The sequence below is a fragment of the Pseudomonas sp. 05N431 genome (genome assembly GCF_056397005.1).
In genome coordinates, this window is record NZ_JBFTMN010000019.1 from 57550 (window position 1) to 82119 (window position 24570).

The window sequence follows — 24570 nt, forward strand, 5'->3', positions numbered from 1 at the left end:
AACACCTCTGTCAACCCCCTAAATTGCTTTCAAGACAATGATTTGCAACTTATTTCAGATTTCTCCTTGGGGAGAAGAAACCGTTGGGGCGACTTACTGCGGGGCGCACTTTACAAGCCTTTTCCTTACAGTTCAACACCCTAAGAAAAAAAAGGCCCCGCGATGCGGGGCCTCCTTCATTACCGTGCAGCGAACGCTCAGTTGAAAACGATTTCGTCGTTCGCAACGGTGGCTGTAACCGTGGCGCCTGGCAGGAAACTGCCGGCCAGAATCAGCTGTGCCAACGGGTTTTCGATCCAGCGCTGGATCGCTCGTTTGAGCGGCCGTGCGCCATAGACCGGGTCGTAACCCACCGCAATCAACTTATCCAGCGCCTCGCTGCTCAGCGTCAGTTTCAACTCGCGCTCGGCCAGACGGCTGCGCAGGCGCCCCAACTGGATCTCGGTAATGCCGGCAATCTGATCCCGTGCCAACGGCTCGAAGATCACCACTTCGTCGATCCGGTTGATGAACTCCGGACGGAAGTGCGTCGACACCGCATCCATCACCGCCGCACGCTGCGCCTCACGATCACCGACCAGTTCCTGGATCTGCACCGAGCCCAGGTTGGAGGTCATGACGATCACCGTATTGCGAAAATCCACCGTACGCCCGTGACTGTCGGTCAGCCGGCCATCTTCCAGCACTTGCAGCAGCACGTTGAACACGTCCGGATGGGCCTTCTCGACCTCGTCCAGGAGGATCACCGAATAGGGCTTGCGACGCACTGCCTCGGTCAGGTAACCGCCCTCCTCGTAGCCCACGTAGCCCGGTGGCGCTCCGATCAGCCGCGCCACGGAATGTTTCTCCATGAACTCGGACATATCGATTCGCACCATTGCCTCTTCGGTATCAAAGAGGAACTCGGCCAAGGCTTTGCACAACTCGGTTTTACCGACACCGGTCGGGCCGAGGAACATGAACGAACCGCTTGGGCGATTCGGGTCGGACAACCCGGCACGCGAACGGCGCACAGCGTTGGCCACCGCCACCACGGCTTCGTTCTGGCCGATCACGCGTTGGTGCAACAGGCTTTCCATCTTCAGCAGTTTGTCGCGCTCGCCTTCGAGCATTTTCGACACCGGAATACCGGTCCATTTCGACACGACTTCGGCGATCTCTTCTTCAGTCACCTTGCTGCGCAGCAACTGGTTTTCGCTCTTGCCGTGCTGGTCGACCATTTGCAGGCTGCGCTCCAGGTCCGGGATCACCCCGTACTGCAGCTCGGCCATGCGGTTAAGGTCGCCTTTGCGGCGGGCGGCTTCCAGTTCCTGACGGGACTGTTCGATTTTCTGCTGGATTTGTGCCGAGCCCTGCACTTCGGCTTTTTCCGAATTCCAGATTTCTTCGAGGTCCGAGTACTCACGCTCGTGACGAACGATTTCTTCCTGAAGCTTTTCAAGACGCTTCTTCGCCGCTTCGTCGCTTTCTTTCTTCAGTGCCTGGGACTCAACCTTCAGTTGAATCAAGCGCCGCTCCAGACGATCGAGCACTTCCGGCTTGGAGTCGATTTCCATGCGAATGCGGCTGGCCGCTTCGTCGATCAGGTCGATAGCCTTGTCCGGCAACTGACGGTCAGTGATATAGCGATGGCTCAGTTTAGCCGCCGCAATGATTGCGCCGTCGGTGATCGCCACCTTGTGGTGAACCTCGTAGCGCTCTTTCAGGCCACGCAGGATCGCGATGGTGTCTTCTTCGCTCGGCTCGTCCACCAGGACCTTCTGGAAGCGCCGCTCAAGGGCTGCGTCCTTCTCGATATATTGGCGATATTCGTTGAGCGTGGTTGCGCCGACGCAGTGCAGCTCGCCACGGGCCAGGGCCGGTTTGAGCATGTTGCCGGCGTCCATCGAGCCTTCGCCCTTACCGGCACCGACCATGGTGTGCAGTTCGTCGATGAACAGGATGATCTGGCCTTCCTGCTTCGACAGTTCGTTGAGCAGGGATTTCAGGCGTTCTTCGAACTCGCCGCGGTACTTGGCACCGGCAATCAGCGCGCCCATGTCCAGCGACAGCAGGCGTTTGCCTTTCAGGCCATCCGGCACTTCGCCGTTGATGATGCGCTGGGCCAGGCCTTCGGCGATGGCGGTTTTACCCACGCCAGGCTCACCGATCAGCACCGGGTTGTTTTTGGTCCGGCGTTGCAGGACCTGAATCGTCCGGCGAATCTCGTCGTCACGGCCGATCACCGGGTCGAGCTTGCCTTCTTCGGCGCGCTTGGTCAGGTCAATGGTGTATTTATCCAGCGCCTGACGCGACTCCTCGACGTTGGCGTCATTCACCGCTTCGCCGCCACGCAGGTTATTGATCGCGTTTTCCAGGGCTTTTTTGCTGACGCCCTGACCGAGCAGCAATTTGCCGAGCTTGCTGTTCTCGTCCATGGCGGCGAGCAGCACCAGCTCACTGGAGATGAACTGGTCACCCTTCTGCTGGGCCAGGCGATCGGCCTGGTTGAGCAGACGTGCGAGGTCCTGCGACATGTTCACGTCGCCGGTGGGATTCTGGATTTTTGGCAGACGGTCGAGCTCTTTGCTCAACTCTTTGCGCAGGCTGTTGATGTCAAAACCGACTTGCATCAGCAACGGTTTGATCGAACCGCCCTGCTGCTCAAGCAGCGCTTGCATCAGGTGCGCAGGTTCAATGCCCGGATGATCGAGGCCGACAGCCAGGGATTGGGCATCGGACAAGGCTAACTGCAACTTGCTGGTTAAACGGTCTATACGCATTGGTCACCTTCCTTTTGAGCAGGCCGGAGCGATGGACACACCTAAATAGAGAAACCTGCCAGATACCCCACTAGATGCGGTCGATTCTGGAGGATTCAAGCAGCGCTTGATTGATGCAGATCAGATAAGTCTAGCGTTCGAGCCAGACCAGGGAAGCAAACCGACCGGTGCGCGGACTGCGGCGGTAAGAGAAGAAGCGTGGATCGGTCACGGTGCAGAAGCCGCCACCATAAACAGCAGTAACACCGCAGGCTGCCAGACGCAGGCGCGCCAGCGTATAGATGTCGGCCATGAACTTGCCGGCGTTGTGGCTCGGGACGAAGGCCTGATCGGTTTCCGGGAGCTGCCGGACAAAGGTTTCGCGAACTTCCGGGCCGACTTCGAAGGCTTTCGGGCCGATGGCCGGACCGAGCCAGACGAGCACCTCGGCAGGATCTACGGCCAGGCTTTCGACGGTGGCCTCCAGCACACCCGCCGCCAGACCGCGCCAACCGGCGTGAGCAGCGGCGACGCGAGTACCGGCGCGATCACAGAACAAGGCTGGCAAGCAGTCAGCCGTCATTGCCGTACAGGCGATGCCCGGTGTGACAGTCCAGCTGGCATCCGCGGTCGCTACCGTCGCCGGGTCGGCATGGGCCACGGCAACGCCGTGAACCTGTTGCAACCAGGCCGGTTGAATAGAGAAATGATCGGTGAGGCGACGACGGTTCTCGGCAACCGCTTCAGGGTTGTCGTCGACGTGATCGCCCAGGTTGAGGCTGTCGAACGGCGCCAGGCTGACGCCGCCCGCCCGGGTGGTGACGCAGGCTTTTACCCCGGCCGGCGCGGGCCAGTCAGGAATCAGCCAGTCAATCATCCGATGAACGCCTCACGGTCTTGCTTGAGCAGCGACAGCAACCAGACGAAATCGTCTGGCAGTGGCGACTCCCAGCTCATGCGCTTACCGGTGGTCGGATGATCCAGTTCCAGGAAACGCGCATGCAGCGCCTGACGCGGGAAATGTTTCAGCGATTCAATCATGGTCACACTGGCTGCCGGCGGAATACGGAAGCGACCGCCGTAGGCAGGATCTCCGACCAACGGGAAGTTGATGTGGGCCATGTGCACGCGAATCTGGTGCGTACGACCGGTTTCCAGCTTGACCCGCACGTGAGTGTGGGAGCGGAAACGCTCGAGCACGCGGTAATGACTGACCGCCTGCTTGCCACCTTCCATCACCGCCATGCGCTGGCGTTGCTGGCCGTGACGACCGATCGGCGCGTTGATCTTGCCGCCGGCAGTGACCACGCCGATCACGATGCATTCGTAGATCCGGCTGACGCTGCGGCTCTGCAACTGAGTGACCAGCTGCGTCTGTGCCTGAATGGTCTTGGCCACCACCATCAGACCGGTGGTGTCCTTGTCCAGACGGTGCACGATACCGGCGCGCGGCACATTGATGATGTCCGGCACGTGGTGCAGCAAGGCGTTGAGCAAGGTGCCGTCGGCGTGACCGGCGGCAGGATGCACCACCAGGCCCGCAGGTTTGTTGATCACCAGGATGTCGTCATCTTCATAGACGATGTCCAGGGCGATGTCCTGAGCAACCCATTCTCCTTGAGCTTCCTGCTCGGCAGTCAGCTCAAGGATGGCGCCGCCGTGGACGATGTCTCGCGGGCGGATAACCGCTCCATCCACAGTCAGGCGGCCGTCTTTGATCCAGGCGGAAAGGCGCGAGCGCGAGTGCTCAGCGAATAATTGTGCGGCGACTTGATCGAGGCGTTGGCCGCCCAGTTCGGACGGCACCTCTGCGCGAAGTTCAATTTTATCGGACATGCTCAGACTAGGCGTCGGCTACAGCCTTTGGTTTCGGCTGCGCGCTTGTGGTTAAATACGGCGTCTTTTGCCCCGAGGCTTTTCAACGGGGCACTCATCATAACAGGACGGCCCCGCCCAAGACAGCGGCCGTCATAGGGACGCAAGCCGCCATGCAAGTGAAACACCTGCTGCTGATCGCCATCCTCGCATTGACCGCTGCTTGCTCATCGAAGGAAGTCGTCGACGAAAACCTGAGCGAGGTCGAGCTGTACCAGCAGGCTCAGCACGATCTGGATAACAATAGCTATACCAGCGCCACCGCCAAGCTGAAGGCTCTGGAATCGCGTTATCCGTTCGGCCGCTACGCTGATCAGGCTCAACTCGAACTGATTTATGCGAACTACAAGAACGCCGAGCCGGCAGCTGCCAAGTCTGCCGCCGAGCGTTTTATCCGCCTGCACCCGCAGCACCCGAACGTCGATTACGCGTACTACCTCAAGGGCCTGACCTCCTTTGACCAGGACGTCGGCCTGCTGGCGCGCTTCCTGCCGCTGGACATGACCAAGCGTGACCCGGGCGCCGCACGTGACTCCTACAACGAGTTCGCCCAACTCACCAGCCGTTACCCGAACAGCCGCTACGCGCCAGACGCCAAGCAACGCATGATTTATCTGCGTAACCTGCTGGCATCCTACGAAATTCACGTAGCCGACTACTACCTGACCCGTCAGGCGTACGTTGCAGCGGCCAACCGTGGTCGTTATGTCGTGGAAAACTTCCAGGAAACCCCTTCGGTCGGTGACGGCCTGGCGGTGATGGTCGAGTCCTACCAGCGCCTGCACCTGGACGAACTGGCCAACACCAGCCTCGAAACCCTGAAGCTCAACTACCCGAACCATCCGACCCTGGTCGACGGTCAGTTCGTGCCGCGGGTAGCCGAAGCCGACAACCGTTCGTGGTTGAGCAAGGCCACTCTGGGCCTGATCGAATCCCGCCCACCGCTGCCGCCGGGCGAAACCCGCGCCAACCAGGACGTGATGAAGCAGTTCCAGGATGCCAAGGACGCGATCCCTGCCGAGCTCAAGCCTAAAGAAGGCGATGCGGTTGAAGAACAGCCGCACGAGGCCGAAGGCAACAGCAGCGACCGCTCGTGGTTCAGCCGCCTGACCTTCGGTGTGTTTGACTGACACCTTGAGACGCCAAAAAGGGAGACTTTCGAGTCTCCCTTTTTTATGGCCGCGTTTTATTGCGCTGTGCGCGTCTCCAGTCCTTGGCTAAACTGCCGGATTATTCATTGCAAAGCGGCTCATCATGCTTCGTTTACTGTTCTGGATTGCCCTGATTGCTGCAGCAGTATGGTTCTGGCGCAAGTTCAAGCGCCCGGCCGAAACCTCCCATACGCCCAGCGAACTCGATGCACCGCCCATGGTTCGCTGCGCCCATTGCGGTGTACACCTGCCACGCGACCGGGCGCTGAGCCTTCAACAACAGTGGTATTGCAGCCAGGCTCACCTCGAGCAAGGCCCGAGTTCACGTGATCGCTGAGATCTCGTCTCCCGGCGGCAAACAGGCCCAGCGACTGCTGCGTCTCTATCATCTCTACCGTTTAAGCATCGGCATCCTGCTGGTGCTGTTGATCTCCAGCAACATGGACAGCCTGTTGCCGGGGTTCGCCAACGACGACCTGCTGCGCACCGGCAGCTGGGGGTATTTGATTCTGAATATCCTGCTGCTGGTGTTTCTGCAGAACCCCAGACAACCCGCGCAACTCTTCAGCCTCGCGCTGGCCGATGTCCTTCTGCTGTCCGTGCTGTTCTATGCCGCCGGTGGCGCACCCAGCGCCATCGGCAATCTGCTGATTGTCTCGGTGGCCATCAGCAATGCGCTGCTGCGTGGGCGCATCGGCCTGCTGCTTGCGGCAGTTGCCAGCAGCGGCATCCTCTGCGTGAGTTTTTACCTGAGCGGCAGCCATCCGACCGGCGCCAATGACTACTTGCAAGCCGGCACCCTCGGCGCGCTGTGCTTTGTCGCAGCGTTGCTGGTGCAGGGGCTGACCCGACGAGTGGAGGTCAGCGAGAGCCTGGCCGAGCAACGCGCCAGCGAAGTGATGGGCCTGGAAGCGCTCAATGCGCTGATCCTGCAACGCATGCGCACCGGCATCCTGGTGCTCGACAGCGAACGCCGGGTTCAGTTGGCCAATCACAGTGCCTTGAGCCTGTTTGGCCTGGAACGCCTCGACGGCCAGCTCATCGACGATTACTCGACAGCCCTGGTCGAACGCCTGCAACTCTGGTTCAACAACCCGACCTTGCGCCCGCAAAGCCTGAAAGTCGCCCGGACCGGCCTGGAGCTGCAACCGAGCTTTATTGCACTGGGCCTGAACGAACAACGCCAGACCCTGGTATTTCTCGAAGACCTTGCACAGATCGCGCAACAAGCCCAGCAACTCAAGCTCGCCGCACTGGGCCGGCTGACCGCAGGCATTGCCCATGAAATCCGCAATCCATTGGGTGCGATCAGCCATGCAGCGCAGTTGCTGAACGAGTCTGAGGAACTGATCGGCGCCGACCGGCGTCTGACGCAGATTATTCAAGACCACTCTCAACGCATGAACCGAGTGATAGAGAACGTCCTGCAGCTTTCACGCCGGCAGCAAGCCGCACCGCAACGGCTCGACTTGAAGCCGTGGCTGGAGCAGTTCGTGTGCACGGTGCGCGAAGGTGCGACAGATCGTCAGCAGATTCATCTGAGCATGGGCGCAGGGCCGTTCACCACCTTGATGGACCCTGACCAGCTGACTCAGGTTCTCGACAACCTGCTGCGCAATGCCTGGCGCCACAGCGCCCTTGCGCACGAACAGGCCGAAGTCTGGCTCACGCTGTTTATCGACCCCGACAGCCAGCTTCCGACCCTGGATGTGCTGGACAATGGCCCCGGCGTTTCAGCGGAGCAGCAAGCGCATTTGTTCGAACCGTTCTTCACCACCAGTAGCCAGGGCACTGGCCTGGGTCTCTATCTGTCCCGTGAGCTGTGCGAAAGCAACCAGGCCCGCCTAGACTTCAAACCACGCCAAGGCGGCGGCTGCTTTCGCATCACCTTTGCTCACGGACGGAAACAAAGTTGAAGACAAGCCCACGGCAAAAAGTCCTGATCGTCGATGACGAACCGGATATTCGCGAACTACTGGAAATCACCCTCGGCCGAATGAAACTCGACACGCTGAGCGCGCGTAATGTCGGCGAAGCGCGGTCGTTGCTGGCCAAAGAGCGGTTCGACCTGTGCCTGACCGACATGCGGTTGCCCGACGGCACCGGCCTGGAGCTGGTGCAGCACATTCAGTTGACTCATCCATACGTGCCCGTGGCGATGATCACCGCTTATGGCAGCCTCGATACCGCCATCAACGCGCTGAAGGCCGGGGCCTTCGACTTCCTGACCAAACCGGTGGACCTCCCCCGGCTGCGGGAGCTGGTGGTCAGCGCGCTGCGCTTGCCGGTCGCGGGCGACGCTGCGAGCGCCATCGATCGCCGGTTGCTCGGCGACTCAGCGCCCATGCGCAGCCTGCGCAAGCAAATCGACAAACTGGCGCGCAGCCAGGCACCGGTGTACATCAGCGGCGAATCCGGCAGCGGCAAGGAACTGGTCGCCCGGCTGATTCATGAACAAGGCCCACGCAGCAGCCAGCCGTTTGTGCCGGTCAACTGCGGGGCGATTCCGTCCGAATTGATGGAAAGCGAGTTTTTCGGTCATCGCAAAGGCAGTTTCAGCGGCGCCATCGAAGATAACCCCGGGCTGTTCCAGGCGGCCAACGGCGGGACGCTGTTTCTCGATGAGGTGGCTGACTTGCCGCTGGCGATGCAGGTCAAATTGCTGCGCGCGATTCAGGAGAAGGCGGTACGCAGTATCGGCGGGCAGCAGGAAGCCATCATCAATGTGCGAATACTCTGCGCCACCCACAGGGATCTGGACGCTGAAGTGGCCGCCGGGCGCTTTCGGCAGGATTTGTACTATCGGCTGAATGTCATCGAGTTGCGCGTCCCACCGTTGCGCGAGCGCCGTGACGACATCGAGCTACTGGCCAGTCATGTGCTCAAGCGTCTCGCGGCAGTCAGCGGCTTGCCGGCCGCCCATCTTCAGCCGCAAGCCCTCGAAGCGCTCAAGCATTACCGTTTTCCGGGCAATGTCCGCGAGCTGGAGAACATGCTCGAACGTGCGTACACCCTTTGTGAAAATAAGCAGATCGAAGCCAGCGACCTGCGCCTGACTGACGGCAATTGCAGCGCCGAAACCGGATTGCCGGACCTGACGAAAATCGACAATCTTGAGCAGTATCTGGAGAACGTCGAACGCAAACTGATTCTCCAGGCCCTCGAAGAAACCCGCTGGAACCGCACAGCGGCGGCCCAACGGTTGAACCTGTCGTTTCGGTCGATGCGTTACAGGTTGAAAAAACTGGGGCTGGAATAAGACCTTAAAAGATTCGCCCGGTCGGCGCATAAGGCGCCGGATCGATAACCGGTTCGCGCCCCAGCATTACATCCGCAAACAACTGACACGACGCCGGCGCGAGCACCAAGCCGTTACGGTAATGCCCGCAATTGAGCCATAACCCGGCAAATCCGGGCACTGCGCCAATATACGGAATCCCTTCCGGCGAACCTGGCCGCAGCCCCGCCCAATGCCCGACCACCTCGGCCTCCGCCAGCGCCGGAATCAGCTCGACCGCCGAGGCCTTGAGGCTTTCCAGCGCGGACTCGGTCGGCGTCTTGTCGAACCCTTCGTGCTCCAGCGTACTGCCGATCAGGATGTGTCCGTCCCGGCGCGGAATGGCATAACGACCCTTGGCCAGAATCATGCTCGACAGGAAGTCCGAAGCGCACTTGTAGAGAATCATCTGCCCCTTGACTGGCTCGACCGGCAGATCCAGGCCCAGGGTCTTGAGCAGATCACCGCTCCAGGCGCCGGCGGTCAGTACCACCTGATCGCCATGGATCGGGCCTTTTGAACTCTCGACGCCCACCACCGCATCGCCTTCACGAATGAACGCGCTGACCTCGCACTGTTCATGAATGGTCACGTTGGGCAGCGCCAGCAAGGCCGCCTTGAGGGACTTCACCAGTCGCGGGTTACGCACGTTAGCGACATCGGCCATGTAGATTGCCCGCGAGAACCCCTGCCCCAATACCGGCACTGCATCGTGAGCAGCCGAGATATCCACAGGGCTCAGCGGACGATTTTCGCGTTTTGCCCAGGCCAGCGCCTCAGCCTCGTCATCCAGATCCAGCCAGTACAAGCCCGTGGTGTGAACCTCAGGATCGACCCCGGTGCTCGCAAACAGACGTTCGGCCAGTTGTGGATAAAAATCCTGGGACCAGTGAGCCAATGCAGTGACCGCCGGGCTGTAGCGCCACGGGTACAGCGGCGAAACGATGCCGCCACCGGCCCAGGAAGATTCCTGCCCCACGTTCGAGCGATCCAGCAGGACCACGCTCTGCACGTGCGGCGCCAGATTAAACGCGGTCAGCAGGCCGATCACTCCACCGCCGACAATCACCACTTGCTGTTGCTTGGCCATCATCTGATCCAACAATAAAAAAGACAGGGGGCGCCAAACGCGCCCGAGGAAAGGTACTCAGCGACCCCAGCAATCCTTGGTGGTCAGCCCGGTCGTCGCATTGCTCATGCCTCTGACGCCGGTGTTGCTGAGGGTGAAATCCCCGCACTTGTCACTGGCCATCGTTGACCCGGCCTTGCGCACGGCGGTGAGCAAGAAGGTCTGATCGGTCAGTGTCGGGGTAATGGTGTAGTAGTCATTGCCGGCACTCAGCCCGGTAGCGTTGCTGTACACATTGTTTTTCGAATAGAACCGTTCAAGGTTTTGTGCCTGCTCGGACAGCAGCCCGGCGATTTCGGTGCGATGGCTTCTCTTCACGTACTCGGTAAGGAGTGGAGCGGAAATGGTCACCACAATCCCGATGATCGCGATCACGATCATGATTTCGATCAGGGTAAAACCTCGGTTGGATCTGCGCATTGCCTCAACTCTCACTTACTGTATTTGTCGCCACATGATTCGACGGCTGCCGCCGCCGGATTTTTCAACCAGAGTGGTGATGCCGCCACTGGAGTCGTTCACGATTTTACGGGCTGCACTGTTGACGATCGCATTCAGCGTCGGAATACCACCGGTAAAAATCACCCCGCTGGAGATCGTGTCGTTCGTGTCGACCAGGCCATCGCCATTGGTGTCGAGCACCGCATAGTTGAGCATCTTACCGCTGAACGCATCGAGTTCGACCAGTTTGCCGTTGCCAAAGCTTGAACAGGGATCCGTGGTATCGATGCTGGCCGTGGTAAACACAATCCGCCCGAGGACCAGGGCAGCCTGGTTGATCACCCGTTCACCGGTCAGGGCATTGTTGTACACCAGCGGCAAGTACCAGCCATTCTGCGCCGGATAGATCACGGGGTTCTGCGACGTGGTGATGAACTGCCCCCCGGCAGTTCCGCTGAATACCCCGGTCACAGCCTGCGCCTGCAAGCTCGACACGGTGATCTGCCCCGAGCCTCCATCGGCATCCCAGACCCCATAGAACGCTTGCAGGTCCTTGCTGAGCTTGTCAGCGGTCTCGTTGAATTTCCCGGTACCGAAAAACACCTCTTTGCCGTTGATCGGATGGTCCGCCAGTAACGGCTGAGCGGTGATCGGCTGCGTCGCGCCGCCCGGCGCAGTGAATAGCGGTTTACCGGAAAAGGCCACGCCCCAGCTGGCGGGATTCGAGCTGCTCAAGTCGAACTTCCACAACCGGCCTTTCAAATCGCCGCCATAGGCCGCCTGGACAAAGCTTTGCGAATCGACCTTGAGCTTGACCGATGACAGGCCGTTGGTGGTTTCGGTGCTGTCGATAACGATTTTCCTGATCAGCGAACCGTCGCGAATATCCACCACGTACAGCGCAGCAACACCCGAATTGCTGCCGTAGCCATTGGAGATGAAGGCCGCCCAGCGACCATCGGCCAAGCGTGCCACTTCCGGCCGCGCATAGGCATAACCCAGATCATTGAAAGCGTTCGCGGTGTTGGCGGTGGCCGGCGCGCTGATTTCCCACAAGGCATTGGTCACATTCCCCGCCGTCCCATCGAACAACTGCACGGCGTAAAAAGTCTTGCCGCCCGCCCCTACGCCACCCAGGGCCAGGGTTTTCCAGGCGTTGTTGAGCTGGGCATCGAACACGCCGACCTGACCATCGTTGAGAAACTTGTGGCTGGTGCCATTGATGTAAGCGGTATCGGCGATGAAATGCAGCGCCGACAGCACGCTGGAAGGCATGTAACCGTAGTGCCGCGCACCGTTGCCGGCGTTGATGACATTCACGAAGCCATCGTTGGCATTCACCACCAGGCTGGTGTTCATGTTCGCGGCTTTGCTGGTCAGGAACGTGCTGTAACTGGTACTGCCGGCCAGGTCCGAAGCGGTTTTGTCGGTGGGCGATGCCAGCGTCAATGGCGAGTTGATGATGTCACCCAGCAGCACGGTACGAGTCTTCAAGCCGGTTTTATTGGTGCCCTTGCTCCATTCCACCAGATCGCTACCGCTGATACCGGTCGGCAGGTTCTGGCTGAGGCTGGTTTGCTGGGTGCTGGAGAAGTTGCCGTAGGCCAGAGTGACCACCGCGTTGGTCGTGGTGTTCCAGGACTGATACGTCGGCGCCGTCGCACCGGGAACAATGGCTGTATCAGTGGTCCACAGCACAGAAGTGGTGTCCACGGCTCCGCTTGAGGTGAAGCCATAGGCTTTGATCGTGCCGCGCCAGTCCTTGGGGTCGTAGCTGGTCTGAAAATAACTGGAGCCACTGGTCAGCGTGTTGCTGCTGGCGACACCGCTGCCACCGGAGCCGGCCTTGGTGGAGATGTTACTCAAGGCTGCCGATAACGCGGCGTTGAGGCTGGCACTATCGGTTGCCTGATAGTACTTGCCCTGCCCATAACGGGCGGCATCCGCCAACATCTGATTGGCGGTCGCGAACCCCACCGTGTAGGTGTTCAGGTTTTGCTTGGGGAAGTCCGGGGAACTCCAGCTTTTGCCCGCCAGGTCCGTGCCGGTGGAGCGCATGTCGATGTCGAACGCGAATTTGGCGATGTCGTCCAGGTACAGGGTGTCACCCTCGTCATCGCCGTTAAGGTCGTTACCGTCATTGTTGATCCCGTCCCAGTTGGGCAGCCGGGTACCGCCGAGTGGATCGTCGCTAGGGAAAGTCCGGTCGTAGGTCGGCAGGCCATCGGTGATGACCACCCCGTAGCTCTTCTGGCAGCGGTACTGGATCGGACTGGTGTAGGTGGCTGGCCCTGAGTTGTAGTACGGCGTCATACCGCGAAAATAGCGGGTGATTTCGTAGTAGGTTTCTGCCAGTGGTGTATTGGATATTGCGCTCAAGCCGCCGATAGCAGCGATCAGCGCGTTGTAGTTGGCGTCCGCCTGGGCCTGGGTCACGCTGCCGCTGACCACCGTCAGATCACTGATATCGTTGACGATGTAACCGCCATTACCGGCATTATTGTTGCCGATACCACTGCCATGGCCGTTGCCATGATTACCATCGCTGTTGCCGTGGGTAGTCGGCGAGTTATAGGTTGCCAGACCGAAACGTAGCCCGCGATTACTGGTGATCAGCGCAGTGGCTACGTTGCGCGCCACATTGATTCGGTAGTCATTGGGTATCGAGCCGTCGGTGAAATCGCGGTTACTGCCGTTGGCCAGGCTCACCAGGTAAGAGATGTAGTTATCGGAATAACGGGTGTTGCCACCGCCCACCGGATCGGGGAGCTTGAGGCACAGCGGCGTCAGGCTGTTTTTGTAGAACGCGTAGTAACCGCTGGAACATCCCGACTGGGGCAAACTGGACAGCAGGATCGGATCGCCGACGATTGCGGAGCCACTCAAGCACAAGCCCGAGAGCGCGTTACATTGCTGGGCCGGGGTTCGTGAAACGGTCGGGTCAAACCCCGAGGCATAGATGATGCTGTTCATGCTCCCCGAATCATCGAGCAACAGCAGCACGTTTGGCGCAACTGCCGAAGCGCCGAGCAGTGGTGAGTCCGATGGCGTGAAGGCATACGCCGGAGCGGCCAGATAAAGCCCCAGCAGCCAGCCGCAGGTTAACTGCGTCAACCAATCGCGTCGCTCCCGACGATGAGCCTCAGTATTTCGCATAGATGCTCTCCACCACACTGCGCGAAGTACCTGCCAACCCGACAGCGGTGACCCGATAGAGCGTCGCCGAGGTATTGCTCGGGACATTCACGGCGCTCAACGTTGTGCCCAGGTTCTGCACGCCGTAAAAACCGCTGCCGGCAGCGATCCAGGTCACCCCGGAGGTGGCGTTGAAGCCTGCGGCCGTGATCACTGAAGATTCCGCCGGCGGAGCACATTGAGTGGTCGTGGCGCATGCCGCCAGGGTGTACGCGCTCAGTTGCACGGCGCTTTCACCGATACGCAACGCCGCCTCTGCGCCCTGGAAGGATTGATTGCGCAGCGTCACGCTGCCGGCCATTTTTTCCTGGAGCGTGGCGTTTTGCATCGACGAGATACCGATCAGCGTCAACAACAGCAGAAACACCAGGCTCATCAGCAGTGCCATGCCGCGCTGGGCGTGTGCCTTGAGGGGCGGAAGAGTCATCGGCATCGCCCCTACATCAACCGGTTGCGCAAAGCGGCAACCACGTTGAAAGTCTGATTACGCACGCGGTTGTTGGGGTCCGCCAGGGTCAGGGTCAAACGCACACTGCGAATTCGCGTCGGGTCGGTCGGATTGCTGCTGTAACTCGACGCGGCAACATCGGTGGCGCTGGTGGCCATGCCGAAGGTCACATTGAAAGCACTGACGTTGCTCACCAGCGCCGCCGATGTAGTGCCCGTGGCCATCAGGATCTGGCCATTGCTCAGGCTATAGGTCAACCGCCGGATCGGAAACGCCAGTTGCCCGGCTGCCGGGGTGTGTGCTCCGGTGTAGGCCGTTGCGCCGGTTCGGCAGTCAGACACCACGGTCCAGGTCGGCACACCACCGTTACCGCCGACATCCGACGTCACCAGGGTCAGTTTGAGTGCGGTGTTGTCCCAACTGATGGGGGTGATCTGGTTGGCATTGAAGTCGCCGGCCGAGCTCGCGTCGGTAATCGTCCCCAGGCAACCGAACATGCCGACCATGCGGATTTCCTGAATCATTTTGCTCAGGACAAACCGCGCATCCTCCTGCATCCCGGCAGAGGTGTTCTGGCTGATATAGGTGCTTTTCGCCGATATAAAAATTTGCGCCACGCCGAGCACCACGATCAGGCTGATCGCCATGGCGATCATCAGCTCGATCAGACCAAACCCTTGGGACGAGCGATTCATGGCGTCACCAGCGGATCGACGGTGGCACGGCTGCTCAGGACAAAGCTGCGGGTCGAACTGGCGGCTGCTGCGCGCGAATCATCCCAGGTGATGGTGATGGTATACACCCGCTGGTTCAGGGTAATGCTGCCCGTAGCGGTCGGGCCGCCGAAGCTTGTGATATTGGTGGTGAAGTCATACAGGTCCTGATCCCGGGTGACATTCAAATTGCCCGAGGTCGGCGGCGTGACGGTGTAGTCGGCCGCAGAATTGGCGCGAATCCGGTCCATCATGTCGTAGGCGATAAAGCTCGCCTGGCTGGTCATCAGCGAGCTGTCGGTGTACTTCAGCGCATTCAGCTGAGTCGCTGCCGCGCCCAGTAGCCCTACGCTCAGAATCAACAGCGCAACCAACACTTCGATCAGTGTCATGCCGTCCTGTGCACGCGATCCCGCTCCTGTCATCCGCAGCTTCCACCCAAGACAATCCGTCCGTTTAAACACACGCTGAGCGTCCGGCTCTGCGCCCCTGATACGTAATTGAACAGCACCGCCGTGGCTGGCGCCGACAACCCACCCAAGTTGTTGAAATCGATGCTGGTCACTCCAGAGGTTAGCGTCAGAGTGGCGCCGCTGCTCATTGCCGGAATAACCCGCAATACATTCGCCGGTGAGCCGGTGCTGTCGTACACCGTCAACTCCCCGGTCCAGACGCTGCCGCCGGCAGTTGGCCGGACCCGTGTGGTGATGCCCCGGTCGATCGCCTCCAGGCGGGCGTAATTGAGCCCTCGCTGCAGATCACTGATTTCGGTATCGGCCCTGGCGTTCTGTATTGAACTGTTGAACGCCGGTACCGCCAGGGTGAGCAGAATCGCCATGACCGCAAGGATCACCAGCAATTCGACTAGCGTGAAACCTTTTGTAAGATGATTCATCGCTGCCCTCCGCTGCCAACGACTACACCTAGCTGTATCAAGCTAGAACATTCAACCGGTAGCCGCAGGGTTGTTTTGACATTCGTTGCACAACCCAACGCCCTCTCCAGGGAAGGAGATGCCATGCATCAGAAGGGATTCGGTCTGATAGAACTGCTTATCGGACTGGCAATCGCAGCGATCGTTCTGCAACAGGTCAGCCCGGTGCTCAGCGAGTACACGCAATCAGTGAGTCGCGAGACCGCGGCGCAAACACTCGCCAGCGGCATGCGCAACGCCCGCACCGAGGCCATCCTGCGCAATCAGACCCTTGTCATCCACGCGTTGAACGACGATTGGGGTCAAGGCTGGCGAATCATTCTGGACATTAGTGGCGAGGGGCATCAGGACAGCAGCAACCCGCTGTTGCTCGAGCGCCAGACAAGCGTCGGGGTGCCGATTGTGGGCAATCAGCCGGTGAGGAATTTTGTACGGTTCAGCGGTCTGGGCGAGCCGCAGTTGCCCAGCGGTGCCTTTCAGGCCGGGACGTTGCACATCTGCGCGGACCGCGAGCCGGTCAGTCATCACCAGGTGGTGCTGTCCAGAAGCGGCCGCGTCAGCCTGCGCAGCGACAAGGCCGAGCAGGCCTTGTGTGCGGGAGGTGAGGAATCAGAGCAGGGAGCGAACGCGTAGCTCTTTGGGCATGGAGAAGGTGATGTTCTCCTCGCGACCGGCCAGTTCATCGGCGCCGGTAGCGCCCCAGGCCTGCAGTTGCTCGATAACGCCGCGAACCAGTACTTCCGGTGCCGAGGCCCCGGCGGTGATGCCGATACGCTCGACACCGTCGAACCAGCTGCGTTGCATGTCTTCAGCACCGTCGATCAGGTACGCCGGGGTGGACATGCGCTCGGCCAGCTCGCGCAAGCGGTTGGAGTTGGAGCTGTTCGGGCTGCCGACCACCAGCACCACGTCGCATTCGTCAGCCAGTTGCTTGACTGCGTCCTGACGGTTTTGCGTGGCGTAGCAGATATCGTCCTTGCGCGGGCCGCCAATGGCCGGGAAACGAGTGCGCAAGGCATCGATCACGCGGCTGGTGTCGTCCATCGACAAGGTGGTCTGAGTGACGAAGGCGAGTGTTTCAGGGTTGCGCACGTTCAGCGCGGCAACGTCTTTTTCGTCTTCGACGAGGTAGATCGCACCACCATTGCTGGCGTCGTACTGGCCCATGGTGCCCTCAACTTCCGGGTGACCGGCGTGGCCGATCAGGATGCACTCACGACCGTCGCGGCTGTAGCGCGCCACTTCGATGTGCACTTTGGTCACCAATGGGCAGGTCGCATCGAAGACCTTCAGGCCACGGCCTGCAGCTTCCGTGCGAACAGCCTGGGAAACCCCATGGGCGCTGAAAATCACGATGACGTCGTCCGGCACCTGGTCCAGTTCCTCGACGAAGATCGCTCCGCGTGCGCGCAGGTCCTCAACGACGAATTTGTTGTGGACCACTTCGTGGCGCACATAAATCGGCGGCCCGAAAACTTCCAGGGCGCGGTTGACGATTTCGATCGCCCGGTCCACGCCGGCGCAGAAGCCACGGGGGTTGGCGAGTTTGATTTGCATGCTGTGCCTCGTGTCTTGCGCGCAAGAAATAGCGAAAACAGTGAAAAACCAGTGTGGGAGCGAGCTTGCTCGCGATGAGGGCCTCACATTCAACATTGATGTTGACTGATACACAGCCATCGCGAGCAAGCTCGCTCCCACATTTGACCGTGTTCGGTCAGTTACAGCGCTTTGACGTTGATGATTTCCACGTCAAAGGTCAACGTCTTGCCAGCCAGCGGGTGGTTGAAGTCGATGGTCACCTGAGCGTCATCGAACGCCTTGACCACACCGGGCAGCTCAGTATTCGCCGCATCGTTGAAGATCACCAGCAGGCCTTCGGACAGTTCCATATCCTGGAACTGCGAACGCGGGATGATCTGCACGTTTTGCGGGTTGGGCTGGCCAAAAGCGTTTTCTGGCTGAATCGTCAGATTACGCTTGTCACCCGCCTTGAAGCCAAACAGCGCAGCTTCGAAACCTGGCAGCAGGTTGCCGTCGCCAACCTTGAAGGTCGCCGGGGCTTTGTCGAAGGTACTGTCGACGGTGTCGCCGTTCTCCAGGCGCAATGCAAAGTGCAAAGTGACTTCCGTGTTCTGGCCGATGCGTTGCTCAGCCAATACCTGTTCAGTCATGAACGGCTTCTCCGGTCTTCTTGCTTTTGAACATATCCAGCGCGAGCATCACGGCCCCGACGCTGATGGCGCTGTCGGCAAAGTTGAACGCCGGGAAATACCAGCGGTTCTGCCAATGCACCAGAATGAAATCGATCACATGGCCCAGGGCAATGCGGTCGTACAGGTTGCCCAGCGCGCCGCCGAGCACCAGTGCCAGCGCAATCGCCAGCCAGGTGTCGTTGCGCCCCAGACGCTTGAGCCAGACCACCAGCACCGCACTGACCACGACCGCGATCAGGGCAAACAACCAGCGCTGCCAGCCGGAGCTGTCAGCCAGGAAGCTGAAGGCCGCGCCTGTGTTGTAAGCCAGGGTCCAGCTGAAGTAATCAGGGATCACCACGATTTGCTGGTACATGGTCAACGAGCTTTCGAAGTGGAACTTGCTGGCCTGGTCGATGACCAGAACCAGCACGCTCAACCAAAGCCAGCTCAGCCGTCCGAAACGGCTAGCAGCATTAGGCATAGTGACGAACCTCGCCAGCGCCGCTGATGTTGTCGACGCAACGACCGCAGATTTCCGGATGCTCCGGGTTCACGCCGACGTCTTCACGGCAGTGCCAGCAACGGGCGCACTTGGCGAAGCTCGACTTGACCACTTTGAGTTTCAGACCGCTGACTTCGGTTTCAACCGCGTCGGCCGGCGCTTGCACGAACGGTGCAATGCTGGCTGTCGAGGTGATCAGCACGAAGCGCAGTTCGTTGCTCAGCTTGGCCAGGTCGGCGCTCAGCGCCTCTTCGGCGAACAGCGTCACTTCGGCTTGCAGGTTACCGCCCACGGCCTTGGCCGCGCGCTGGATTTCCATTTCCTTGTTCACAGCGACCTTGACCGCCATGATCCGCTCCCAGTAGGCGCGGTCCAGCTCGAAGCCTTCCGGCAACTCGCTGAGGCCTTCGTACCAGGTGTTGAGCATGACCGATTCGTTGCGCTCGCCCGGCAGGTACTGCCACAGCTCATCAGCAGTGAATGCGAGGATCGGCGCGATCCAGCGCACCAGCGCTTCAGAGATGTGGAACAGCGCGGTTTGCGCCGAACGGCGGGCCTTGCTGTTGGCGCCAGTGGTGTACTGACGGTCCTTGATGATGTCGAGGTAGAAACCGCCCAGCTCCTGCACACAGAAGTTGTGCACCTTGGAGTAGACGTTCCAGAAACGGTATTCACCGTAGTGCTCTTGCAACTCGCGTTGCAGCAGCAAGGTACGGTCCACAGCCCAACGGTCCAGCGCGAGCATTTCTTCTGCCGGCAGGATGTCGGTGGCCGGGTTGAAACCGGTCAGGTTGGAAAGCAGGAAGCGCGCGGTGTTACGGATCCGCCGGTAGGCGTCCGCACTGCGTTGCAGGATCTGGTCGGAAACCGCCATTTCACCCGAATAATCGGTCGAAGCGACCCACAGGCGCATGATATCGGCGCCCAGGGTGTCGTTGACTTTCTGCGGCGCGATCACGTTGCCCAGCGACTTCGACATCTTGCGGCCGGCTTCGTCGACGGTGAAACCGTGGGTCAGCAGTTCGCGGTACGGCGCATGGTTGTCGATGGCGCAACCGGTCAACAGCGACGAGTGGAACCAGCCGCGGTGTTGGTCGGAACCTTCCAGGTACAGGTCGGCACGCGGACCGGTTTCGTGGCCCATCGGGTGCGAACCGCGCAGGACGTGCCAGTGCGTGGTGCCCGAATCGAACCAGACGTCGAGGGTGTCGCTGATCTTGTCGTACTGCGGCGCTTCGTCACCCAGCAGTTCGGCCGCGTCCATCTTGAACCAGGCTTCGATGCCTTCGACTTCGACGCGCTGGGCGACCTCTTCCATCAGCTCGACGGTACGTGGATGCAGCTCGCCGCTTTCCTTGTGCAGGAAGAACGGGATCGGCACGCCCCAGTTGCGTTGACGCGAGATGCACCAGTCCGGACGGTTGGCGATCATCGAGTGCAGACGCGCCTGGCCCCAGGCCGGAACGAATTTGGTGTCTTCGATGGCTTTGATCGCGCGTTTGCGCAAGGTGTCGCCAGTCGCAGGCTGTTTGTCCATGCCGATGAACCACTGCGCGGTGGCGCGGTAGATCAGCGGGGTCTTGTGACGCCAGCAGTGCATGTAGCTGTGTTCGATGATGCTGGTGTGCAGCAGCGCACCGACTTCCGTCAGCTTGTCGACGATAGCCGGGTTGGCCTTCCAGATGAACTGGCCGCCGAAGAACTCCAGCGACGGCACGTAAACGCCGTTGCTTTGCACCGGATTGAGGATGTCGTCGTTGACCATGCCGTAAGCTTTGCAGGTCACGAAGTCGTCTACGCCGTAGGCTGGCGAGGAGTGAACCACGCCGGTGCCGGCGCCCAGTTCGACGTACTCGGCCAGGTAAACCGGCGACAGGCGATCGTAGAACGGGTGACGGAAGTTGATCAGTTCCAGTGCCGCACCAGTGGCGGTGGCGATGACCGAGCCTTCGAGGTTGTAGCGAGCCAGGCACGACTCGACCAGCTCTTCAGCCAGTACCAGCAGTTTGTCGCCGACGTCGACCAGGGCGTAGTTGAACTCGGGGTGAACGTTCAGCGCCTGGTTGGCCGGGATGGTCCACGGGGTGGTGGTCCAGATCACGATCGAAGCCGGTTTGCCCAGCGATGGCAGGCCGAAGGCGGCAGCCAGTTTGGCTTCGTCGGCAATCGGGAAGGCGACGTCGATGGTCGAGGACTTTTTGTTCTCGTATTCAACTTCAGCTTCAGCCAGGGCTGAACCGCAGTCGAAGCACCAGTTCACAGGCTTGAGGCCCTTGAACACGAAACCACCCTTGACGATTTCAGCCAAGGCGCGGATTTCGCCGGCCTCGTTCTTGAAATCCATGGTCTTGTACGGGTTGGCGAAGTCACCCAGCACACCCAGGCGGATGAACTCGGACTTCTGGCCTTCGATCTGCTCGGTGGCGTAGGCACGGCACAGCTCACGGGTTTTATCCGCGGTGAGGTTCTTGCCGTGGGTCACTTCGACTTTGTGCTCGATCGGCAGGCCATGGCAGTCCCAGCCCGGAACATAAGGCGCGTCGAAACCCGAAAGGGTTTTCGAGCGGATGATCATGTCCTTGAGAATCTTGTTGAGCGCATGACCGATGTGAATGGTGCCGTTGGCGTACGGAGGACCGTCGTGCAGAACGAACTTCGGACGATCCTTACCAATCTCACGCAACTTCTGGTACAGGCCAATGCTGTCCCAGCGCTGCAGAATCTGCGGTTCGCGCTGAGGCAGGCCGGCCTTCATTGGGAAGGCGGTGTCCGGAAGGTTTAGCGTGGCTTTATAGTCGGTCATTTAAGGCTCTTCATTAGCGATTGGCGCTAGGTGCGGCTAGGGCACGGGCGGCGGCGACATCCGCATTGATCGCCGTCTTAAGCGCCTCCAGAGAGGCGAAACGCTGCTCTTCGCGCAGCTTGTGGTGGAAAACCACCGTCAAACGCCGGTCATACAGATCGCCGGCAAAATCTAGAATATGGACTTCAAGGTGGGCTTTGCCATCACCTTCAACCGTTGGCCGAACGCCAATATTGGCGACGCCTGGCCAGGTCTTGCCGTCGACTTCGACGCTCACCAGGTAAACCCCGGTCAACGGTACACGACGACGCTTGAGTTGCACGTTGGCCGTTGGCGTGCCCAGTTGGCGCGCCAGCTTCTGACCGTGCAGGACCCGTCCGGTAATCCGGAACGGACGACCGAGCAAGCGCTCGGCCAAGGCAAAATCGGCAGCGGCCAAGGCATTACGCACCTGGGTGCTGCTGACACGCAACCCGTCCAGCTCAACGGTCTGCGCCGCTTCGACGGTGAACCCCTGAACGGCCCCGGCCTGTAGCAGGAAATCGAAATCCCCTACCCGATCGCAGCCGAAACGGAAGTCGTCACCGACCTCCAGATGCTGCACACCCAGACCATCGACCAGAATGGTGTCGACGAACTCGGCAGCGCTGAGCTTGCTCAAACGATGATTGAAGGCCAGGCACAGGACCCGGTCGACCCCTTCGGCGGCCAGCAGTTGCAACTTGTCGCGCAAGCGCGCCAGACGGGCCGGAGCCGTGTCCGGGGCGAAAAACTCACGCGGCTGCGGCTCGAAAATCACCACGCAGCTGGGTACACCCAACTCGAGCGCACGCTCACGCAGCCGGGCCAGGATAGCCTGGTGGCCACGGTGAACACCGTCAAAGTTGCCAATAGTGGCGACACAGCCCCGATGCTGGGGGCGCAAATTGTGGAGGCCTCGAACCAGCTGCATAACGCGCTTCTTGCTCATAAAGTGGTCGATTATAACCACACCCGGCGGCCGACAACAGGCAACACCGTAACCCAAAGTGATCGAACCGACAAAACTGGCGCCCGACCCGTGATTATTGATGCCGCGTCTTCAGTTCAACGCCTTGCGATTGAAGTCCCGCAGACGGAAGCCCATCAACGCCAACATACCGAAATAGACCACCACACCAGCACCGACCAATGCCCCCAGACGCAGGAAGCGCATCGGCATGTGCCCTTCGTCCCAGGCCGGCATGAAATGCATCGCCCCCAGCAAGACTGCGGACATCACCGTCACCGCGATCACCAGCTTGAGCCCGAACATGCCCCAGCCTGGCTGCGGCTGATACATCTCCTGCTTGCGCAATTGATAGAACAACAGACCCGCGTTGAGGCACGCGCCGGCGCTGATGGCCAGGGCCAAACCTGCGTGTTTCAAAGGGCCGATCAAGGCCAGGTTGAAGAGCTGAGTGACGACCAGCGTGAAAATCGCGATTTTTACCGGAGTGCGAATGTTTTGTTGCGCATAAAAACCCGGCGCCAGCACTTTAATCACGATAATCCCGAGCAAACCGACCGAGTAGGCAATCAGGGCACGCTGGGTCATCGAGGCATCGAATGCGCTGAATTGACCGTACTGGAACAGCGAAACGGTCAGCGGCTCCGCCAGAATCCCCAACGCCAGCGAGCACGGCAGCACCAGCACGAAGCACAGGCGCAGGCCCCAATCGAGAATGCGCGAGTATTCGTGGCGATCCTTGCTGGCGTAGGTTTTGGCCAGCGTCGGCAGCAAAATCGTGCCCAATGCCACACCGAGAACACCGGATGGCAATTCCATCAGGCGGTCGGCGTAATACATCCAGGACACCGAACCCGCCACCAGAAACGAGGCAAAAATGGTGTTGATGATCAGCGAAATCTGGCTGACCGAGACCCCGAGGATCGCCGGCAGCATCTGCTTCATCACGCGCCAGACACCGGTGTCGCGCAGATTAAGGCGCGGCAACACCAACATGCCGATTTTCTTCAGGTGTGGCAGTTGATAGAGCAATTGCGCCAGGCCACCGACCAGCACCGCCCAGCCCAGGGCCATTACCGGCGGATCGAAGTACGGTGTCAGGAACAATGCGAAGACGATCATGCTGACGTTGAGCAGCGTCGGCACGAAGGCCGGCACCGAAAAACGGTTCCAGGTATTGAGGATCGCCCCGGCCAGCGAGGACAGCGAGATCAGCAATATATAAGGAAAGGTCACTCGCAGCAGGCTGGAGGTCAGCTGGAATTTTTCCGGCGTATTGGTAAACCCCGGGGCCGTTGCCCAGATGACCCAGGGCGCCGCGACCATCCCCAGAATCGTGACCAGCGCCAGTACCAGCGTGAGCAAGCCCGACACGTAAGCGATGAAGGTTCGTGTCGCCTCCTCGCCCTGCTGACTTTTGTATTCCGCCAGGATCGGCACAAAGGCCTGGGAAAACGCCCCTTCGGCGAAGATTCGCCGCAACAGATTGGGCAGTTTGAAGGCGATAAAGAAGGCGTCTGTGGCCATCCCGGCGCCAAATATGCGTGCGACGAGCGTGTCACGGACGAACCCCAGAACCCGGGAAAGCATCGTGATAGAGCTGACGGCGGCCAACGATTTAAGCAGGTTCATTGAAGAGTTTTTGCCTGTCGATAAACAGCAGGCGAACAAACCGCCCACTTATGCGATACTCCGCGCCGCAACAGCACAGAGCCAAAGCTCGCGAGTTTACAGGTCAAGCGCCGGAAATAAATATCCCGCCTCTTTAGATCGACCACTCAGCGGAACGCATCACCCGCCCTTGACAAGACTTCAACTCATCGGCATGATTCGCGGCCTATTTTGTTTGCTATTTCCTAAAAAGTCTTTCGAGGAGCTCGACGGTGGCCAACACACCTTCCGCCAAAAAACGTGCAAAACAGGCTGAGAAGCGTCGCAGCCACAACGCCAGCCTGCGTTCCATGGTTCGTACCTACATCAAGAATGTAGTTAAAGCCATCGACGCAAAAGACGCTGAAAAAGCGCAAGCCGCTTACGTTCTGGCCGTGCCAGTTATCGACCGTATGGCCGATAAAGGCATCATCCACAAGAACAAAGCTGCTCGTCATAAGAGCCGCCTGAATGGCCACGTCAAGGCTCTGAACGTTGCCGCTGCTGCCTAAGCGACACGCTCATTAA

General features: G+C 59.9%; 22 protein-coding genes. 6 read left to right on the top strand and 16 right to left on the bottom strand.

The genetic code is table 11. The features are described from left to right. Positions 1-197: 197 nt before the first annotated feature. The 3 genes from clpB to rluD form a co-directional block, all read right to left on the bottom strand. A complete protein-coding gene (gene clpB, locus AC1DIG_RS24950; RefSeq protein WP_477769445.1) occupies positions 198-2762 on the bottom strand; it encodes an ATP-dependent chaperone ClpB in 2565 nt (854 codons plus the stop codon). Positions 2763-2892: 130 nt separating this feature from the next. Further along, entirely contained in the window at positions 2893-3618 is a 726-nt protein-coding gene (gene pgeF, locus AC1DIG_RS24955) for a peptidoglycan editing factor PgeF (protein ID WP_477769446.1), read from the bottom strand. After that, the gene (gene rluD / locus AC1DIG_RS24960) at positions 3615-4577 is read right to left on the bottom strand and encodes a 23S rRNA pseudouridine(1911/1915/1917) synthase RluD (protein ID WP_477769447.1); all 963 of its coding nucleotides are present in this window, start codon (positions 4575-4577) and stop codon (positions 3615-3617) included. Before rluD ends, pgeF begins: the two co-directional genes overlap by 4 nt. Before the next feature lie 152 nt (positions 4578-4729). Here rluD and AC1DIG_RS24965 point away from each other — a divergent pair, with 152 nt between their 5' ends. The 4 genes from AC1DIG_RS24965 to AC1DIG_RS24980 all read left to right on the top strand — a co-directional run bounded on the left by AC1DIG_RS24965 (position 4730) and on the right by AC1DIG_RS24980 (position 9026). After that, positions 4730-5746 (top strand): outer membrane protein assembly factor BamD, encoded by a 1017-nt coding sequence (locus AC1DIG_RS24965; protein ID WP_477769448.1) that lies wholly within the window; start codon positions 4730-4732, stop codon positions 5744-5746. Between the two features lie 124 nt (positions 5747-5870). Continuing rightward, a complete protein-coding gene (locus AC1DIG_RS24970; RefSeq protein WP_123583150.1) occupies positions 5871-6104 on the top strand; it encodes a PP0621 family protein in 234 nt (77 codons plus the stop codon). Beyond that, a complete protein-coding gene (locus AC1DIG_RS24975; protein WP_477769449.1) occupies positions 6094-7683 on the top strand; it encodes a sensor histidine kinase in 1590 nt (529 codons plus the stop codon). The genes AC1DIG_RS24970 and AC1DIG_RS24975 overlap by 11 nt, the downstream gene beginning before the upstream one ends. Then, entirely contained in the window at positions 7680-9026 is a 1347-nt protein-coding gene (locus tag AC1DIG_RS24980; protein ID WP_477769450.1) for a sigma-54-dependent transcriptional regulator, read from the top strand. The genes AC1DIG_RS24975 and AC1DIG_RS24980 overlap by 4 nt, the downstream gene beginning before the upstream one ends. A 4-nt stretch (positions 9027-9030) precedes the next feature. Here AC1DIG_RS24980 and thiO read toward each other — a convergent pair whose 3' ends face one another. From thiO to AC1DIG_RS25015, 7 genes are read right to left on the bottom strand one after another with little or no spacing between them, the layout of a single operon-like run. After that, positions 9031-10134 carry a glycine oxidase ThiO gene (gene thiO / locus AC1DIG_RS24985; RefSeq protein WP_477769451.1) on the bottom strand — a complete coding sequence of 368 codons (1104 nt, stop codon included), beginning with the start codon at positions 10132-10134 and terminating at the stop codon, positions 9031-9033. A 57-nt stretch (positions 10135-10191) separates the two neighbouring features. Next, on the bottom strand, positions 10192-10593 hold the full coding sequence (locus tag AC1DIG_RS24990) for a type IV pilin protein (RefSeq protein ID WP_477769452.1): 402 nt from the start codon (positions 10591-10593) through the stop codon (positions 10192-10194). Positions 10594-10608: 15 nt separating this feature from the next. Beyond that, positions 10609-13770: a pilus assembly protein gene (locus AC1DIG_RS24995; RefSeq protein ID WP_477769453.1), complete on the bottom strand. Its 3162-nt coding sequence runs from the start codon at positions 13768-13770 to the stop codon at positions 10609-10611. After that, positions 13757-14242, bottom strand: coding sequence for a pilus assembly PilX family protein (locus AC1DIG_RS25000; RefSeq protein WP_477769454.1), 486 nt, complete (start codon positions 14240-14242; stop codon positions 13757-13759). Before AC1DIG_RS25000 ends, AC1DIG_RS24995 begins: the two co-directional genes overlap by 14 nt. A gap of 5 nt (positions 14243-14247) precedes the next feature. Beyond that, positions 14248-14952 carry a PilW family protein gene (locus AC1DIG_RS25005; RefSeq protein WP_477769455.1) on the bottom strand — a complete coding sequence of 235 codons (705 nt, stop codon included), beginning with the start codon at positions 14950-14952 and terminating at the stop codon, positions 14248-14250. Continuing rightward, positions 14949-15395 (bottom strand): type IV pilus modification protein PilV, encoded by a 447-nt coding sequence (pilV, locus tag AC1DIG_RS25010; protein WP_477769456.1) that lies wholly within the window; start codon positions 15393-15395, stop codon positions 14949-14951. Before pilV ends, AC1DIG_RS25005 begins: the two co-directional genes overlap by 4 nt. Then, positions 15392-15865 (bottom strand): GspH/FimT family pseudopilin, encoded by a 474-nt coding sequence (locus tag AC1DIG_RS25015; protein WP_477769457.1) that lies wholly within the window; start codon positions 15863-15865, stop codon positions 15392-15394. The genes pilV and AC1DIG_RS25015 overlap by 4 nt, the downstream gene beginning before the upstream one ends. A 123-nt stretch (positions 15866-15988) precedes the next feature. Here AC1DIG_RS25015 and AC1DIG_RS25020 point away from each other — a divergent pair, with 123 nt between their 5' ends. After that, entirely contained in the window at positions 15989-16537 is a 549-nt protein-coding gene (locus tag AC1DIG_RS25020; RefSeq protein ID WP_477769458.1) for a GspH/FimT family pseudopilin, read from the top strand. On the opposite strand, the gene ispH is transcribed toward AC1DIG_RS25020, so the two are convergent. The 6 genes from ispH to murJ form a co-directional block, all read right to left on the bottom strand. Beyond that, positions 16514-17461, bottom strand: a complete 948-nt coding sequence (gene ispH / locus AC1DIG_RS25025; RefSeq protein WP_103319409.1) for a 4-hydroxy-3-methylbut-2-enyl diphosphate reductase — start codon at positions 17459-17461, stop codon at positions 16514-16516. The genes AC1DIG_RS25020 and ispH overlap by 24 nt on opposite strands. A 161-nt stretch (positions 17462-17622) precedes the next feature. Further along, positions 17623-18060 carry an FKBP-type peptidyl-prolyl cis-trans isomerase gene (fkpB, locus tag AC1DIG_RS25030; protein WP_173860013.1) on the bottom strand — a complete coding sequence of 146 codons (438 nt, stop codon included), beginning with the start codon at positions 18058-18060 and terminating at the stop codon, positions 17623-17625. 7 nt (positions 18061-18067) lie between these two features. After that, positions 18068-18580, bottom strand: coding sequence for a signal peptidase II (gene lspA / locus AC1DIG_RS25035; RefSeq protein WP_019691622.1), 513 nt, complete (start codon positions 18578-18580; stop codon positions 18068-18070). Beyond that, on the bottom strand, positions 18573-21404 hold the full coding sequence (gene ileS, locus AC1DIG_RS25040; protein ID WP_477769459.1) for an isoleucine--tRNA ligase: 2832 nt from the start codon (positions 21402-21404) through the stop codon (positions 18573-18575). Before ileS ends, lspA begins: the two co-directional genes overlap by 8 nt. A 13-nt stretch (positions 21405-21417) precedes the next feature. Next, positions 21418-22356 (bottom strand): bifunctional riboflavin kinase/FAD synthetase, encoded by a 939-nt coding sequence (ribF, locus tag AC1DIG_RS25045; protein ID WP_477769460.1) that lies wholly within the window; start codon positions 22354-22356, stop codon positions 21418-21420. 129 nt (positions 22357-22485) lie between these two features. After that, positions 22486-24024, bottom strand: coding sequence for a murein biosynthesis integral membrane protein MurJ (gene murJ, locus AC1DIG_RS25050; protein WP_477769461.1), 1539 nt, complete (start codon positions 24022-24024; stop codon positions 22486-22488). 251 nt (positions 24025-24275) lie between these two features. Here murJ and rpsT point away from each other — a divergent pair, with 251 nt between their 5' ends. After that, positions 24276-24554, top strand: coding sequence for a 30S ribosomal protein S20 (gene rpsT / locus AC1DIG_RS25055; protein ID WP_003185593.1), 279 nt, complete (start codon positions 24276-24278; stop codon positions 24552-24554). Positions 24555-24570: the final 16 nt, after the last annotated feature.

Bases quoted from the DNA above. Each gene is read 5' to 3' on its own strand.
- ribF (WP_477769460.1), bottom strand. From the start codon at position 22,356: ATGCAGCTGGTTCGAGGCCTCCACAATTTGCGCCCCCAGCATCGGGGC.
- lspA (WP_019691622.1), bottom strand. From the start codon at position 18,580: ATGCCTAATGCTGCTAGCCGTTTCGGACGGCTGAGCTGGCTTTGGTTG.
- AC1DIG_RS24990 (WP_477769452.1), bottom strand. From the start codon at position 10,593: ATGCGCAGATCCAACCGAGGTTTTACCCTGATCGAAATCATGATCGTG.
- AC1DIG_RS24965 (WP_477769448.1), top strand. From the start codon at position 4,730: ATGCAAGTGAAACACCTGCTGCTGATCGCCATCCTCGCATTGACCGCT.
- pgeF (WP_477769446.1), bottom strand. From the start codon at position 3,618: ATGATTGACTGGCTGATTCCTGACTGGCCCGCGCCGGCCGGGGTAAAA.
- ileS (WP_477769459.1), bottom strand. From the start codon at position 21,404: ATGACCGACTATAAAGCCACGCTAAACCTTCCGGACACCGCCTTCCCA.
- murJ (WP_477769461.1), bottom strand. From the start codon at position 24,024: ATGAACCTGCTTAAATCGTTGGCCGCCGTCAGCTCTATCACGATGCTT.
- rluD (WP_477769447.1), bottom strand. From the start codon at position 4,577: ATGTCCGATAAAATTGAACTTCGCGCAGAGGTGCCGTCCGAACTGGGC.
- AC1DIG_RS24970 (WP_123583150.1), top strand. From the start codon at position 5,871: ATGCTTCGTTTACTGTTCTGGATTGCCCTGATTGCTGCAGCAGTATGG.
- AC1DIG_RS25015 (WP_477769457.1), bottom strand. From the start codon at position 15,865: ATGAATCATCTTACAAAAGGTTTCACGCTAGTCGAATTGCTGGTGATC.
- pilV (WP_477769456.1), bottom strand. From the start codon at position 15,395: ATGACAGGAGCGGGATCGCGTGCACAGGACGGCATGACACTGATCGAA.
- AC1DIG_RS25000 (WP_477769454.1), bottom strand. From the start codon at position 14,242: ATGCCGATGACTCTTCCGCCCCTCAAGGCACACGCCCAGCGCGGCATG.
- AC1DIG_RS25020 (WP_477769458.1), top strand. From the start codon at position 15,989: ATGCATCAGAAGGGATTCGGTCTGATAGAACTGCTTATCGGACTGGCA.
- clpB (WP_477769445.1), bottom strand. From the start codon at position 2,762: ATGCGTATAGACCGTTTAACCAGCAAGTTGCAGTTAGCCTTGTCCGAT.
- AC1DIG_RS25005 (WP_477769455.1), bottom strand. From the start codon at position 14,952: ATGAATCGCTCGTCCCAAGGGTTTGGTCTGATCGAGCTGATGATCGCC.
- AC1DIG_RS24995 (WP_477769453.1), bottom strand. From the start codon at position 13,770: ATGCGAAATACTGAGGCTCATCGTCGGGAGCGACGCGATTGGTTGACG.
- thiO (WP_477769451.1), bottom strand. From the start codon at position 10,134: ATGGCCAAGCAACAGCAAGTGGTGATTGTCGGCGGTGGAGTGATCGGC.
- ispH (WP_103319409.1), bottom strand. From the start codon at position 17,461: ATGCAAATCAAACTCGCCAACCCCCGTGGCTTCTGCGCCGGCGTGGAC.